Raw genomic sequence first — 14,284 nt, forward strand, 5'->3', positions numbered from 1 at the left:
AAATTTATTTTTGTTCCACTTCACGCCGCCAGTTACTGCAGCTGTGCCAGACGTGCCTTTACTTGCTCCATCATCTGGGTGTATTTCTCCAGCTTAGCCTTCTCCTCGTTGATCTTTGCTTCCGGAGCTTTGCTTACGAACTTCTCGTTGGACAGCATGCCGTTTACACGTGCAAGCTCCTTGGTGAGGCGCTCTTCCTCTTTCTGCAGGCGCTCAACCTCTTTCGCGATATCAACCAGCTCTGCAAATGGCATATAGATGGATGCCTCCGGAATTACAACGGATACTGCGTCATCGGCAATGCCCTGCTTATCCTTCTGTAAGAATACCTCGCTTGCATAGCCCAGGGTTGCGAAGAATACCTTGCTGTGCTCGAAGATCTGAAGCAGCTTCTCATTTTCAGAAACCACATAAACCTTTGCTTTCTTGCTCGGTGCCACGTTCATGGAAGTACGCACGTTACGGATCGCACGGACTGCCTCTTTGATGGTCTCCACGGCATACTCATCCTGCTCAAAGTTCCACTCTGCCTTGTACTCCGGCCATGCAGATACCATGATGGACGCTTCCTCGTCCTGCAGATTGCAGAAGATCTCCTCGGTGATGAACGGCATATACGGATGCAACAGCTTTAAGGAGTTGATCAGAACGGTCTTTAAGGTCCACAGTGCTGCTGCCTTGGTGCTGTCCTCGTCGTTCCACAGACGCGGTTTTACCATCTCGATGTACCAGTCACAGAACTCTTCCCAGATGAAGTCGTAAACCTTCTGCAGGGCGATACCAAGCTCGAATTTATCCAGGTTCTCGGTGACATCCTTCGCAAGGGTGTTAACCTTGGACAGGATCCACTTATCAGCCATGGTCAGGTCAGATAAGGAAACATCGTGTACCGGAGCCTTCTCCATATTCATCATGATGAAACGGGATGCGTTCCATACCTTGTTTGCGAAGTTACGGCTTGCTTCCACTCTCTCCCAGTAGAAACGCATGTCGTTGCCCGGTGCATTTCCGGTGATCAGCGTCATACGCAGGGCATCTGCGCCGTACTTGTCGATAACCTCAAGCGGATCGATACCATTGCCAAGAGACTTACTCATCTTGCGTCCCTGGCTGTCGCGTACCAGACCGTGGATCAGGACGGTGTTGAACGGACACTTGCCGGTCTGCTCATATCCGGAGAATACCATACGGATAACCCAGAAGAAGATGATATCGTAACCGGTTACCAGCACGTCGGTCGGGTAGAAGTATTCCAGCTCCTTGGTTTTTTCCGGCCAGCCCAGGGTAGAGAACGGCCACAGTGCAGAGGAGAACCAGGTATCCAGGGTATCCTCATCCTGCTTTAAGTGGGTGCAGCCGCACTTCGGGCACTTCTCCGGCATGGATTTTGCAACGGTGATCTCGCCGCACTCCTGGCAGTAGTAAGCCGGGATCCGGTGGCCCCACCACAGCTGTCTGGAGATACACCAATCACGGATTCCCTCTAACCAGTGCAGATAGGTCTTTCCAAAGCTCTCCGGAACGAACTTTAAGTCGCCGTTCTTCAATGCTGCGATCGCCGGTTTTGCATCTCATCCATGCGGACGAACCACTGCTGTTTTACCATCGGCTCAACGGTGGTCTTGCAGCGGTCATGGGTTCCTACATTATGGGAATGCGGAACAACCTTAACTAACAGCCCCAGTGCCTTTAAGTCTTCTACCATAGCCTTGCGGGCCTCATAGCGGTCCATACCGTCATACTTGCTGCCCTTGCAGTCGATGGTCGCATCGTCATGCATGATGCAGATCTCAGCCAGGTTGTGGCGGCGTCCAACCTCGAAGTCGTTCGGGTCGTGAGCCGGGGTGATCTTCACACAGCCGGTACCAAACTCTTTGTCTACATATTCATCCGCAATCACCGGGATCTCGCGGTCAGTTAACGGAAGCTTTAACATCTTGCCGATGATATCTTTGTAGCGCTCATCCTCCGGGTTTACTGCAACTGCGGTATCACCAAGCAGCGTCTCCGGACGGGTGGTTGCGATCTCAACGAAACGGCCTTCCTCGCCCACGATTGGGTAATTGATGTGCCAGAAGAAGCCATCCTGCTCCTCATGCTCTACCTCTGCGTCGGAAATAGAAGTCTGGCAGACCGGACACCAGTTGATGATACGGGAGCCCTTGTAGATGTAGCCTTTCTCGTACAGCTTTACAAATACCTCAAGCACAGCGTCAGAGCAGCCCTTGTCCATGGTGAAGCGCTCTCTGTCCCAGTCAGCGGAGGACCCCAGCTATGCAGCTGCTTGATGATGCGGGTGCCGTACTCTTTCTTCCAGTCCCAGCATGCCTCCAGGAATTTATCGCGTCCCAGATCGTGCTTATCGATGCCTTCTTTTCTCAGCTTGTCGATTACCTTCACCTCGGTTGCGATTGCTGCGTGGTCGGTACCCGGCTGCCACAGCGCCTCGTAGCCCTGCATTCTCTTGTAACGGGTCAGGATGTCCTGCATGGTGTTATCCAATGCATGACCCATATGCAGCTGTCCGGTAATGTTCGGCGGTGGCATAACGATGGTAAAGGGCTTCTTGCCCTCTCTCTTTCCGCGCTCAGCATCTGCGTGGAAGTACTTGTTATCCAGCCATTTCTGATACAGCTTTTCCTCAATGGCAGAAGGATTGTAATTCTTTTCCAGTTCTTTCATGATCATTTCCTTTCCTTATGTCTAAATGTGTAGAAATCCTCTTTTCCACGGCAGCTCTCCGGAACAATTGCATTTCTTCTATAATAAATAAAGAAAGCCCTTTATACAGAATCTGCGTTCTGCATAAAGGGCGAAAAGTTCCGCGGTACCACCTTTGTTTCTCACTTTGTCACTGCTGCCAGAAGCAACAGCTGTCTCCTTAACGCGGATCAGACGGGAACCCCTACTTCGTCTAAATCCAGACTGCAGGGTCCTCTTTGAAACACTCCGCACTCCAGATATGATTCAGGATTCCGGCTCCGAAGCTACCTTCCGTGCGCGCCCTCTGAAACCATCTTCCAGCCGATGGACGGTTCTCTCTGACAGAAGCTTACGACGTACTCCTCTTCTTCCCAGCCTGTTTGCATATCGTGAATATTTTAAAGCAAAGAAGCGGAAGTTGCAAGGGGTTTCTGGAAAATTTATGATTCTTTTTATTCTTTTCCAAAACAAACAGGAAAACGCAAAAAGGCAACCCGTTTTTCACAGATTGCCTTTCTTTCGTAGTAGCGGAAGGGAGATTTGAACTCTCGACACCACGGGTATGAACCGTGTGCTCTAGCCAACTGAGCTATTCCGCCATATTTGGTTTTGGTATGGGGCCTATAGGGCTCGAACCTATGACCCTCTGCTTGTAAGGCAGATGCTCTCCCAGCTGAGCTAAGACCCCATATCGTCTGTCTGAGTGATGTCTCACTCAACAGTGCTTACGTAGTATAACCTTTATTGTTCTAATTGTCAATACTTTTTATACAATTTTTTTATTTTCTTTTTTCCACATTTCCGATAGACATGGAAATGCTGCGAAAATGGATCACATAGCTTTATGCGTTGCTCTGCCTAGGCGATCTCAAACAGTACAATCCGCTCCCTTACATCCTTCCCGTCAAACAGATCCCGGCAGTCGATCTCATCCGCGAACATCAGCTCATCCACGGTCATCAGATAGGCCATATACTCGTCGGACGGATAATAGAAAAACAAGCGGATCTCTCTTGGATTTTCATACCAGGAATCCAGAATCCGCCGGACTACTTTCTTTAGCAGCTCCACAGAAAACGGGTTAAAGAAATAAGCGCGGTTCACCGTTTCCGGCACCTCATACGCTCCTGCATCGGCCAGGACAAACTCCGCCCGGCTTCCAGAAACCGCTGTTTTCTGATTTTCTGCAGCAGCCTCATAGATACGCGGATCATATTCCACACCAATGCTGTGGCAGCGGGTCTGGTACGATAAGTAGCAGTCCACCCGTCCCTTTCCGCAGCCATAATCCAAAAGGACATCCCCTTTTCGGATCCACCCACTGTTTGCCAGACGCTCCAGTACCGCATACGGTGTCGGCTCATAAGGATAACGGTATTGGTCCGCATTGGAATCGTCCCGTCCCATCGTTTTGATTTTCAGCAGACGGTCCCACTGGTTTTCTTCCTGTTCTGAATATCTTCCGCTCATGACCAGCCCTTCCACACATCCGGCTGATAGCCGATCGTAGACTGCTTACCATTTCGCACGACCGGAGTTTTGATTACCTGGGGATTTTCCAGGATCTTCTCCAGCTTATCCTCTGCTGCCAGATAGCGGATCAGCGCCAGCGTATCCTGGTCTTTCGCATCCGGATTCAGCATGGCTTCCATGCCGCCGTTTACCTGTGCTACAGAGTTGAATTCGCCCTTGCTCATGCCCTTTTCCTTCATATCTATAAACTGAAACTTAATCCCGCGCTCCTTGAAAAAACGCTCTGCCTTGCGGGTATCGCTGCACTTTTTTGTGCCGAAGATCTGAATATTCATTTCGATCTGCCTTTCTATTTCCTTAATCTGTTTCTTCTTCCAATGTTCCAACTTGCTGTCTTCCAACAAAACAACTTGTCATTTTGTTCTGTTCTCAAAAGCAAACTGAACCGTTTTTTACTTTCAAAACTTCTCTGATAATGCTTCCGGCCAGATATCTCCCTCATCCAGCCCCTGCTCTGTCAGCCACGCATCCTCCACCGATACATACCGCTCGGTTCCATCCTCCCGGGTCAAAGTCACAGAAACCTTCGGAGACTGCCCTGGCAGCAGACCTTCACAGCCATAATCCCCATCAAAAATATGTTTGATTTTCCACATGTTCTTTTCCTGCCTCTTTGTTATCTTCACTGGAAATAAGTATAATGGAAAAACAACTTTCCCGCAAGAATATTGTAAATTTGACATTCCCTGCACCTGCCGTTATAATCAAGTCGGACACGGACAAACTATACTTTCTGCTTTGTCTTTTCCGCGGCAGCCGCATCATGCGGCCTGTTTCCGCACACGTGTCTGGCAACCTCATACGACTACATTACTGTTCATGCGCAATGTCAGTAACATAACCACCAATGATAAGGAGTTTTCCCATTGATCACCATAGAAAAAAAGCTCCGGCTTCCCGACACCTACCCGTTAGAGCGGATCGGAAAACTGGAGGATCTTCTCTTTTTTGATATCGAAACCACCGGCTTTTCCGGTGACCGCTGCCAGCTGTACCTGATCGGCTGCACCTATTACAAAGACAATACCTGGAACCTGATCCAGTGGTTTGCGGATACCAGGGCAGCTGAGGAAGACCTTCTTCACCATTTTTTCAAATTTTTGGAACAATACAAAACACTGGTACATTTTAACGGTGATGGGTTCGATATTCCGTTTTTATTAAAACGCTGTAAACATTTCAATCTGCCTACAGCTTTGACAATGTAGCCAGCTTTGATATCTATAAAAAAGTAAAGCCGTACCGGAATCTTCTGGGGCTGGACAGTTTAAAGCAGAAATCCATCGAACAGTTTCTAGGAATTTCCCGCACCGACAAATACAATGGCGGACAGCTCATTGAAGTCTACAAAGACTATCTGATGACTCACGAAGAAGGTCTGTACGACCTGCTCATCCTGCACAACGAGGACGATTTAAAAGGCATGCCTTCCATTCTTCCGATCCTGAATTATCCGGATCTGTTAGAGCATGCTTTCACACTGAAAGAACAACAGATCGTGGACGAGTCCCTGGCAGACGGACAGATTCGCCATCTCTTAAAGCTCACCTGCCAGAGTCCCTATTCCATTCCGGTTCCGGTCCAAGCAGCGATGCCGCCAGCCAGATGCCGGATTGAACAGGATCAGGTTATCTTTTTTGTCGAACTGACCGAAGGCACCCTTAAGCATTTTTATCCGGACTATAAAGATTACTATTATCTTCCGTTTGAAAACCGCGCTGTCCACAAAAGCATTGGTGCATGCGTGGACAAAGAAGCCCGCATCAAGGCGACAGCCTCCAACTGCTATACCAAAACCACCGGATTTTTCCTGCCCCAGTTTGGGGCGATCTGGGAACCCGTCATGAAGCAGGAATACAAAGATAAAATGCTTTACGCTGCACTGGGCGATGTGTATCTGGCCGATGAAGCGGCCCTGCAGAAATACATAAAAGCTATTCTTTCCTACTTAAAATAACAATTTAAGTATATGACAAGGGCCGTGCGAGTTGCCGAAAGGCAACTCACACGGCCCTATTAAAGTTAATCAAATTGTTTATTTATTGAATCTCCAGCATCTTCTGCCTGATTTTCTGCTCAATCTCCATAAAGCATTCGATCAGGATCGGATTGAAGGTTCCGCACTCTCCATTCAGGATCATTGCGATTGCTTTCTCATGGCTGTAGCCCTTTTTATAGGCACGCTCACTGATGAGGCATCGTAAACATCGGCCAGGGATACAATCTGGGCGGAAATCGGGATTTCGTCTCCGACCAATCCATCTGGATATCCTTTTCCATCATAGCGCTCATGATGCCAGCGGCAGATCTGATACGCGATATCGATCAGCGGTTCGTCTTTATAGCGTTCCATCTTGCTCAGCATAGACGCACCGATCAGGGTATGCTTTTTCATTTCCTCGAATTCTTCTTTTGTCAGTTTTCCCGGCTTATTTAAGATTTTCTCGTCAATACCAATCTTTCCGATGTCATGGAATGAAGATGCGGTAGAGATCATCTGGCAGATTTCCGGTGTCAGGCGGTACTGGTCTGTCTTTTGCAGGATTCCTTCTAACAGCATTTCCGTGAGGACTTTGATGTGCAGAACATGAAGACCGCTTTCTCCGTTTCGGAATTCTACGATCTGGCTTAAAACCTCAACCATCATCTGGTTGTTCTTTTCTTTTTCATGGATCTGGTCGGATACCAGGGCGATCAGGCGTCTCTGTTTTGCGTAAAGCTTGATCGTATTAAATACACGCTGACGGACCACGTGGTTGTCGAACGGACGGCTAATGTAGTCCGATACGCCTAACTGAAATGCTTTGCGGATAAAGTCATCCGACTCTTCACTTGAGATCATGATGACCGGGATGTCTTCGATCCAGCGGTTCCGGTTCATGCTCGCCAGCACCTCGAAGCCGTCCATGACCGGCATGACAATATCGAGGAGGACTATGGAAATTTCCTTTCCGTACTGTCTCAAAAGTGCCAGACATTCTTCTCCGTTCTCAGCTTCGACAATGTCAAAATCGTTCTCCAGCATGGTGATGAGGATGTCACGGTTCATTTCGGAATCATCGACCACAAGAATCTTCTGCTTGTGCATATCCCCGTTCTGGTTCAAACGCCTTGCCTCCTGCTCCGTCACGACCATGTTTTTGTTGTTTTTGGCCTGATACATCAAGTGATCGGCTCTGGCTACTGCCAGTTCGATTTTCTCACTCTGGCAGAGAACGCCTCCGATGCTGATAGAAATCTGCAGCTTGGTGTAGCCCGGAATATTAGCCTCATGAACACGGTGCTTGATCACCTGAAGCTTTTTATTGAAAACTTCCTCACTGATATCTGGCATAACCAGAAGAAACTCGTCACCGCCGAAGCGGACCAGACAATCGGATTTGCGGGTATGTTTCCTGATCACATCGGCCACGGTGCGCAGCGCCATATCCCCCGCATTGTGGCCATAGGTGTCATTGTATAATTTGAAATCATCCAGGTCAACAAGGGCAATTCCGGCATTCCACTCCCGCTCTTTCATTTCATCTTCGTAATAGCGCCGGTTGTAGGCATCCGTGATCGCATCCTTGTAGAGCTTATCGTTATAATGGACAAACAGGTCCACCAGCTTTTCATGGTTCAGCTGCCCAAAGGACCACTCATTGTCCAAACGGCGAATCAGTTCCATGACATACTCTTTCCTGCCAATCTCTACATACCGGGCGATCAGCTGATACAAAACATCGTCGAAAACCTCAAGTTTTCCACGTTCAGTCCTGCTGGCTGCCGCATTCGCAACCACACAGTTCTGGCACTGCTGCTCCATTTCCCGGAAATTACAGGCTTCACCCCCCTCAGATCCTTCTCTGCATGTCTCCCGGATCCGGTCTGCTTCTTCTACCGGGAACAGCCGGACCGCCTGGAATATCTTTTTAAAATTTTCCATTTCCTTCTCTGCCTGTCGGGCTGTCATCTTTTCGTCTACTGCCATATATGCCCCGCCTTTACATGCGCCGGATCTCTTAAAATTCCTTTGATCTGCGTTAACTATTATATCTATGATAACATTTCACAAATGAAATAACAACCCGCTATTGTGTCATATTTCGACGGGTCATGATAAAATGTAGCACTTATTCCACGGATTCCAAAAGGAAATGTGTTTCATATCTGCCACATTGCATGAAGATCAGTAACACAAAAACTACTGTTTATGTACCGCCTCGCACATCGTCTGCACATAGGCCTTGATATGCTCTGGCGCATCGGCTCCGTACTCTTTGTGTCAGGCATTCCAAAGCATGTTCCCTGCTTTTTGTTTTTCCTCCGCAATGCGATTTCGCATTTCGCGATAAATCTTTTGGAAAACAAAAAGCAGATATTCCACATCGGAATATCTGCCACCAATCTGTCTCATATCCAGGTACGGAAACCTTTCTTGCCAAGCTGTTTTAGAAGCCCAGAATCTTTGTTTCGATACCCGTATCCATTAACGCTGGAACACGGCCTCAGCTACTTGCGAAAGCGTTCGCCTGGCGTCTCACAAACCCATTCCAAAAGAAGCTTCATACAATCTGTCAACTATTAATTTTACAGATTATTCTCCAAATACAGCCTTATAGTCTGCCTGGAATTTCTCAATGCCCTGATCGGTTAACGGATGCTTGGTCATCTGAACCAGTACCTTATACGGAACAGTTGCGATATCAGCACCTGCCTTTGCGCAGTCAATGACATGGATCGGGTTACGGATGCTAGCTGCGATGATCTCGGTCTGGATATCGTGCATCATGAAGATCTCGGTGATCTCGTTGATCAGATCGATACCTGGCATGGAGATGTCATCGAGTCTGCCCAGGAACGGAGATACGTAGGTTGCACCTGCTCTTGCAGCTAACAGTGCCTGTGCTGCGGAGAAGATCAGGGTAACGTTGGTCTTAATACCCTCTGCGTGCAGAACCTTAACAGCCTTTAAGCCCTCTACGGTCATCGGGATCTTAACAACCATGTTCGGATGGATGGCTGCGATCTCACGGCCTTCTTTGATCATGCCCTCTGCGTCGGTGGTAGTTGCCTTTACCTCACCGCTGATCGGTCCGTCTACGATGGAAGCGATCTCTGCGATAACCTGGTTGAAGTCACGTCCCTCTTTTGCGATCAGGGACGGGTTTGTGGTAACACCACAGATAATGCCCATATCGTTTGCTTTGCGGATCTCGTCTACATTTGCGGTATCTACGAAAAATTTCATGATTAGAAATCCCCCTTATTATTTATAATATTCTAAGAAAATTGTACTACCCGTCTGCAAATTTTGCAAACAGAATTTTCTTTTTTCGTACAATTTTGCCATAATTTATGAATTTTTGTTCGTGACTAGGAAGGCACTGAACAGTTATGAATTTTTATTACTTCTGGCCATAATAAGCATTCGGGCCATGCTTTCTCATAAAGTGCTTGTCCTGCATGCACTGCGGTGTGCGGTTATCTGCATTCGGGTTGATGAGCTCCGTCATGAAGTTCATCTTCGCAACCTCCTCCAGTACACAGCATTGTGGACAGCCTCAGCCGCATTTTTGCCCCAGGTGAACGGACCATGGTTCTTGCAGAGAACAGCAGGTACATACATCGGGTTTTTGCCCTTGAAGGTTTCCACGATAACGAGGCCAGTGTTCTTCTCGTAGCCTTCCTCAATCTCCTCTGCGGTTAAATTTCTTGCACACGGGATCTCGCCATAGAAATAATCTGCATGGGTGGTTCCGTAGCACGGAAGTCCTCTTCCTGCCTGTGCCCATGCCGTTGCATGCGGGGAATGGGTATGTACAATGCCGCCAATCTCCGGGAATGCTTTATAAAGCTCTACATGGGTCGGGGTATCGGAGGAAGGATTCATGGTTCCCTCTACCCGGTTTCCGTTTAAATCCATAACTACCATATCTTCCGGTTTTAACAGATCGTAATCGACACCGCTCGGTTTGATCACGAACAGGCCGCTTTCCCGGTCAATTCCACTGACATTTCCCCAGGTATAGGTGATCAGCCCGCGCTTTGGCAGCTCCATATTTGCTTCATATACCTGCTGTTTTAATGCTTCCAGCATACCTTTTTTCCTCCCATTTCTTACTGCTTTTCCAGCAGCTCTATTCTGTCTGGACCTGTCTCTGGTTTCTTCTGGTCTTTCTCTGGTTTTTCTGCTTTATCCTTTTTCTCTTTTCCTTTGCAGCTTTCCCAGCCTTATTGTAAGAGTGCCCGGATCAAAAGGCCAGAGGAGGTTGTCACCTCCAGCCCCATTCCAAACCTGCATGTCCTTCAAGCCTTCTCCGGCATTGCCTCCACGGCTGCCCGCTCAACCGGCAGACCTGCATGGTAGCGTACCATAAATTCATCAAAGCCCTTGACATCGTCTGCATCCGGCTCTACGACTATGCCGTGCTGGCCGCCAAATACCTTATTCTCCAGATATGCATCCAGAGTCTCACCGTCTTCCTTCCATACACGGTAGGATGCAAGCAATGCTGCGCCCCATGCGCCGCCCTCTCCGGCTGTCTCCATGACCTCGACCGGAACCCCGGCTGCTGCTGCCATGATCTTCTGGCCCACGCCTTAGTCTTAAAGAGACCGCCATGTCCTAACAGGACGTCCAGCTTAACCTGCTCTTCGCGGAACAGAATGTCAAGACCGGTCTTTAATGCGCCAAGGGAAGTATACAGATGGGTCCTCATGAAGTTTGCCAGATTGAATTTATCGTCCGGGCGACGTACAAATAACGGGCGTCCCTCTTCGAAACCGGTGATGTGCTCACCAGAGAAGTAGTTGTATGCCAGAAGTCCTCCGCAGTCCTTATCGCCCTCTAAGGCCTTGTTATAAAGAACACCAAACAGGCGGTTCATATCGACCTCCATGCCCATGCTCTCCATAAACTCTTTAAACAGGTTTACCCATGCATTTAAGTCAGAAGTGCAGTTGTTGCAGTGTACCATGCCTACCAGGTCTCCGGCCGGTGTGGTAACCAGATCGATCTCCGGGTGTACATTCTTTAATTCTTTCTCCAGAACGACCATTGCAAATACGCTGGTGCCTGCGGATACATTACCGGTACGCACCTTAACGCTGTTCGTTGCAGTCATACCAGTACCTGCATCACCCTCCGGTGGGCACATCGGGATGCCTGCCTCCAGGTTTCCGCTTACATCCAGAAGCTTTGCACCTTCGGCTGTCAGGGAACCTGCATCCTCACCGGCAACCAGAGCCTTCGGCAGGATGTCGCGAAGCTTCCACGGATAGCCCTTCTCTGCTACCAGTGCATCGAACTTTTCTACCATCTTCTGGTCAAAATCGTGGTTGTGGATGTCAACCGGGAACATACCTGCTACATCGCCGATGCCCAGGACCTTCTGCCCGGTCAGCTTCCAGTGTACATAGCCTTCCAGTGTAATCATATAATCGATATCCGAAACATGCGGCTCTCCGTTTAAGATCGCCTGATACAGATGTGCAATGCTCCAGCGCTGCGGGATCGGATAAGAAAACAGCTCTGTCAGCTTCTCGGAAGCCTCTCCGGTGATGGTATTTCTCCAGGTACGGAACGGAACTAAAAGCTCTCCGTTCTTATCGAATACCATATAACCATGCATCATAGCACTGATGCCGATGCCGCCTACTGTATGCAGTGTTTCGCCATACTGGCTCTTTACATCCTCTGCCAGCTTTGTGTATGCATCCTGGATGCCACTCCAGATATCCTCTAAGGTATAAGTCCAGATACCATCGGTTAAGCGGTTCTCCCAATCATGGGCACCGGATGCGATGGGCGTGTGGTCCTCTCCCACTAAAACAGCCTTGATACGGGTGGAACCGAACTCAATACCGAGAGCGGTTTTCTTTTCCCGGATCCACTGTGCGATTGTCTCTTTGTTTGCACTCATGCGTATACCCTCCTTGCATTTCAATGGTTTTATTTTACTACTTTTTCACAAAAAAGTCTTGTGTTTTTCGTCTGTTTTTCCCATTTTTTCCACAATGTTGTACTTTCTCTTGCCTAATTTCAAAATCCTGTCATGTATCTTTGTATAAATATTGTCGTAATTTAGCAATTTTTGCTCATTGAAAAGACAACTTTCTCTGATCAGATAACCCGGCGCACGCAAAGGATCGTCCGGTATGTCGCATAGCTCGTAATGATCCCGTTTTTCGTATTGCTGGCATGAACAATTTTTCTTTTTGCTTCTTCAATCTGACTTTCTGTGCCAGCCAGAGTGTTCTTTATCACCGGTGCGGGCTGACAGATTGCTGATGCAAATTGCTGTGGCGGGCGTGGCACAGATTGGTAATCCCACATGTCAAATGTCTGTGACAGCCGTGGCACTGTATGGCACGATTCTCCTGCGTATGCCTGCGACGGCAGCACCGGCTGCTCCAGCTGCACCGTTCTTCTGCCTGCTGCACACCGACATGCCATCAAGTACACAGGGAAGCAGACGGTTTCCCGCATCCTTCTGAAAAAGAAATGCAGCACGGATCTTATCCTCGGTTCCAACTACGCAGCTGACATCCAGATCATAATCCTCCTGTTCTTCGGACAATGCCTCTCTCTTCTTTTTTCTTTAAGTCCGAAACCAGATGCTTCCATCTTTCTCCCGGCAAATCCCGGAGCGGCCACGCCGTCTTTCCTGGCATTTTTCCGGAAAAGACCGGGCTGTTTCCGATATCGCCCAACGTTTCCAAAAGCTGGTAATCGTCCCGGAGCTCAAATATAAAACCCCAGTCCTCCAAAAATGCACAAAGCTGATTGTATTTTTCTGAAATTTGAAAATGCATCTGCTGTATCTGCCGTGACCGTAACGATTTCCCTTTCTTCCCTGTACTCTGGTTTTTCCATCGTTTTCTCCATTCTACTGATTATTTCGTTATCTGCAATGCAGTGATGTTTCTTCTATGTATAATGACACATCAGGTCCCAATCTGTCCCAAAGTTTTTGTTAAAAAATGACAATTTTTCTCAGATTGTTACTACCCAAAAAAGGATGGATTCGCCATCACAGCATATCCATCCTTCTTATTCTCCTGTGTACAAACTTTTTATCCTGTTTCGTTGCACTGCAACAATTTTATTTGATAAACAGGCTGTTTACATCCAGTGCCTCATCGATCATGCCGGACTCCAGCATGAAATCTGCAGTTTTCTGGAATCCACCGATGTCGTCCTCGCTGATATTCAGGGAGAAATCGTAGTAGTCATACATCTCTCTGACTGCTTCCTCATCTAGATCAAGCTCTTTTGCCACAATGCTCATAGTCTCGTCCGGGTTTTCCTTCATGAAATCCGCAATCTCCTGCTGGGATTTTTCAAGCTGCGCGATCACCTCCGGATGCTCATCATAGAACTTCTGGGTGGTAGCCACTGCAATGATCGCCTTGATGAGTCCCTCTCCATCGGTTACCTTGTGGTAGCCCTGTTTGTCAGCATTGTAGGCAACCGCACCAGCTAACAGTGCTGCGTCTACGCTGCCGCCATCCAGGCCTGCCTTCGCATCCGGGATGCTCATGCTCACATAATTTACATCATCTATGCTCATGCCAGCCTGAGCCAGGTAAGATACTAAAAGCTCATGCAGGTTTGTACCAGCCGGACCTGCAATGGTCTTGCCCTTTAAGCTCTCCGGAGTAGTCAGGCTCTCATCCTTGGAATACATGCAGAATGCCTTCGGGGAACGGCTGTACATATTCAATACTTTAATATCCGCACCATTCGCTGCAGACAGAATCACAGAGGTTGCGCCAACTGCATATAAAACCTGTACATCGCCGGATGCCAGCGCCTGTGTCTGATCCGCGCCGGAGGTAATCTCCGCGTACTCGGTAGAAATGCCCATCTCACCGAAATCCTTCTCAAAAATTCCCTGGTCCTTCTCAATGATCGTCGGCACATTCAGCGGAGACGTTACATAAGTAAATACCAGCTGTGCGCCCAGCTAAGGGTGTGTAGTCAAGCCGGTGGGAATCCGGTTTATCCAAGGTTTAGCCAACCAGATAATAGCGAGTCTTGGGATGATGTCGGTAACGCATCTGA

Annotated in this window: 11 protein-coding genes, 2 tRNA genes and 3 pseudogenes; 2 read left to right on the top strand and 14 right to left on the bottom strand. The window is 48.4% G+C overall.

Translation table 11 applies throughout. The features are described 5' to 3' along the window. Positions 1 to 32: 32 nt before the first annotated feature. The 6 genes and pseudogenes from DXA97_RS17025 to DXA97_RS17050 all read right to left on the bottom strand — a co-directional run bounded on the left by DXA97_RS17025 (position 33) and on the right by DXA97_RS17050 (position 4,832). Positions 33 to 2,682 (bottom strand): annotated as a pseudogene (locus DXA97_RS17025) (valine--tRNA ligase). A gap of 546 nt (positions 2,683 to 3,228) precedes the next feature. Continuing rightward, positions 3,229 to 3,302: transfer RNA gene (locus DXA97_RS17030), tRNA-Met, on the bottom strand. Positions 3,303 to 3,318: 16 nt separating this feature from the next. Beyond that, positions 3,319 to 3,391, bottom strand: a tRNA-Val gene (locus DXA97_RS17035). A 170-nt stretch (positions 3,392 to 3,561) separates the two neighbouring features. Next, the gene (locus DXA97_RS17040; RefSeq protein ID WP_118721209.1) at positions 3,562 to 4,173 is read right to left on the bottom strand and encodes a methyltransferase domain-containing protein; all 612 of its coding nucleotides are present in this window, start codon (positions 4,171 to 4,173) and stop codon (positions 3,562 to 3,564) included. Next, positions 4,170 to 4,511, bottom strand: a complete 342-nt coding sequence (locus DXA97_RS17045) for an arsenate reductase family protein (RefSeq protein ID WP_118541177.1) — start codon at positions 4,509 to 4,511, stop codon at positions 4,170 to 4,172. Before DXA97_RS17045 ends, DXA97_RS17040 begins: the two co-directional genes overlap by 4 nt. Positions 4,512 to 4,634: 123 nt before the next feature. After that, a complete protein-coding gene (locus DXA97_RS17050; RefSeq protein WP_118721210.1) occupies positions 4,635 to 4,832 on the bottom strand; it encodes a hypothetical protein in 198 nt (65 codons plus the stop codon). 270 nt (positions 4,833 to 5,102) lie between these two features. On the opposite strand from DXA97_RS17050, the gene DXA97_RS21690 reads away from it, so the two are divergent. Together DXA97_RS21690 and DXA97_RS21695 are read left to right on the top strand one after the other, a co-directional pair. Further along, complete coding sequence (locus tag DXA97_RS21690) at positions 5,103 to 5,444, top strand: ribonuclease H-like domain-containing protein (protein ID WP_279221192.1); 342 nt, start codon at positions 5,103 to 5,105, stop codon at positions 5,442 to 5,444. Between the two features lie 44 nt (positions 5,445 to 5,488). Next, positions 5,489 to 6,193: a ribonuclease H-like domain-containing protein gene (locus DXA97_RS21695; RefSeq protein WP_347561683.1), complete on the top strand. Its 705-nt coding sequence runs from the start codon at positions 5,489 to 5,491 to the stop codon at positions 6,191 to 6,193. 180 nt (positions 6,194 to 6,373) lie between these two features. Here DXA97_RS21695 and DXA97_RS17060 read toward each other — a convergent pair whose 3' ends face one another. The 8 genes and pseudogenes from DXA97_RS17060 to DXA97_RS17095 form a co-directional block, all read right to left on the bottom strand. After that, a complete protein-coding gene (locus DXA97_RS17060) occupies positions 6,374 to 8,206 on the bottom strand; it encodes a diguanylate cyclase (RefSeq protein WP_243107722.1) in 1,833 nt (610 codons plus the stop codon). A gap of 606 nt (positions 8,207 to 8,812) precedes the next feature. After that, the gene (gene fsa, locus DXA97_RS17065; protein ID WP_118541187.1) at positions 8,813 to 9,466 is read right to left on the bottom strand and encodes a fructose-6-phosphate aldolase; all 654 of its coding nucleotides are present in this window, start codon (positions 9,464 to 9,466) and stop codon (positions 8,813 to 8,815) included. A 157-nt stretch (positions 9,467 to 9,623) separates the two neighbouring features. Beyond that, positions 9,624 to 10,315, bottom strand: a pseudogene (locus DXA97_RS17070) (L-ribulose-5-phosphate 4-epimerase). Positions 10,316 to 10,524: 209 nt separating this feature from the next. Continuing rightward, positions 10,525 to 12,140, bottom strand: a pseudogene (locus DXA97_RS17075) (FGGY-family carbohydrate kinase). 200 nt (positions 12,141 to 12,340) lie between these two features. After that, positions 12,341 to 12,535 (bottom strand): hypothetical protein, encoded by a 195-nt coding sequence (locus DXA97_RS17080; protein ID WP_147355593.1) that lies wholly within the window; start codon positions 12,533 to 12,535, stop codon positions 12,341 to 12,343. 19 nt (positions 12,536 to 12,554) lie between these two features. Beyond that, positions 12,555 to 12,797 carry a hypothetical protein gene (locus DXA97_RS17085; protein ID WP_118721212.1) on the bottom strand — a complete coding sequence of 81 codons (243 nt, stop codon included), beginning with the start codon at positions 12,795 to 12,797 and terminating at the stop codon, positions 12,555 to 12,557. Then, positions 12,772 to 13,032 (bottom strand): hypothetical protein, encoded by a 261-nt coding sequence (locus DXA97_RS17090; RefSeq protein WP_118721213.1) that lies wholly within the window; start codon positions 13,030 to 13,032, stop codon positions 12,772 to 12,774. Before DXA97_RS17090 ends, DXA97_RS17085 begins: the two co-directional genes overlap by 26 nt. A gap of 290 nt (positions 13,033 to 13,322) precedes the next feature. Further along, positions 13,323 to 14,186 (bottom strand): NrtA/SsuA/CpmA family ABC transporter substrate-binding protein, encoded by an 864-nt coding sequence (locus tag DXA97_RS17095; RefSeq protein WP_118721214.1) that lies wholly within the window; start codon positions 14,184 to 14,186, stop codon positions 13,323 to 13,325. Positions 14,187 to 14,284: the final 98 nt, after the last annotated feature.

Source organism: Clostridium sp. OF09-36 (assembly GCF_003481985.1).
Taxonomy (GTDB): domain Bacteria; phylum Bacillota; class Clostridia; order Lachnospirales; family Lachnospiraceae; genus Brotaphodocola.

Coding starts and splice junctions, on each gene's coding strand:
- DXA97_RS17040 (WP_118721209.1), bottom strand. CDS start 4,173: ATGAGCGGAAGATATTCAGAACAGGAAGAAAACCAGTGGGACCGTCTG.
- DXA97_RS17045 (WP_118541177.1), bottom strand. CDS start 4,511: ATGAATATTCAGATCTTCGGCACAAAAAAGTGCAGCGATACCCGCAAG.
- DXA97_RS17050 (WP_118721210.1), bottom strand. CDS start 4,832: ATGTGGAAAATCAAACATATTTTTGATGGGGATTATGGCTGTGAAGGT.
- DXA97_RS17060 (WP_243107722.1), bottom strand. CDS start 8,206: ATGGCAGTAGACGAAAAGATGACAGCCCGACAGGCAGAGAAGGAAATG.
- fsa (WP_118541187.1), bottom strand. CDS start 9,466: ATGAAATTTTTCGTAGATACCGCAAATGTAGACGAGATCCGCAAAGCA.
- DXA97_RS17090 (WP_118721213.1), bottom strand. CDS start 13,032: ATGCATTTTCAAATTTCAGAAAAATACAATCAGCTTTGTGCATTTTTG.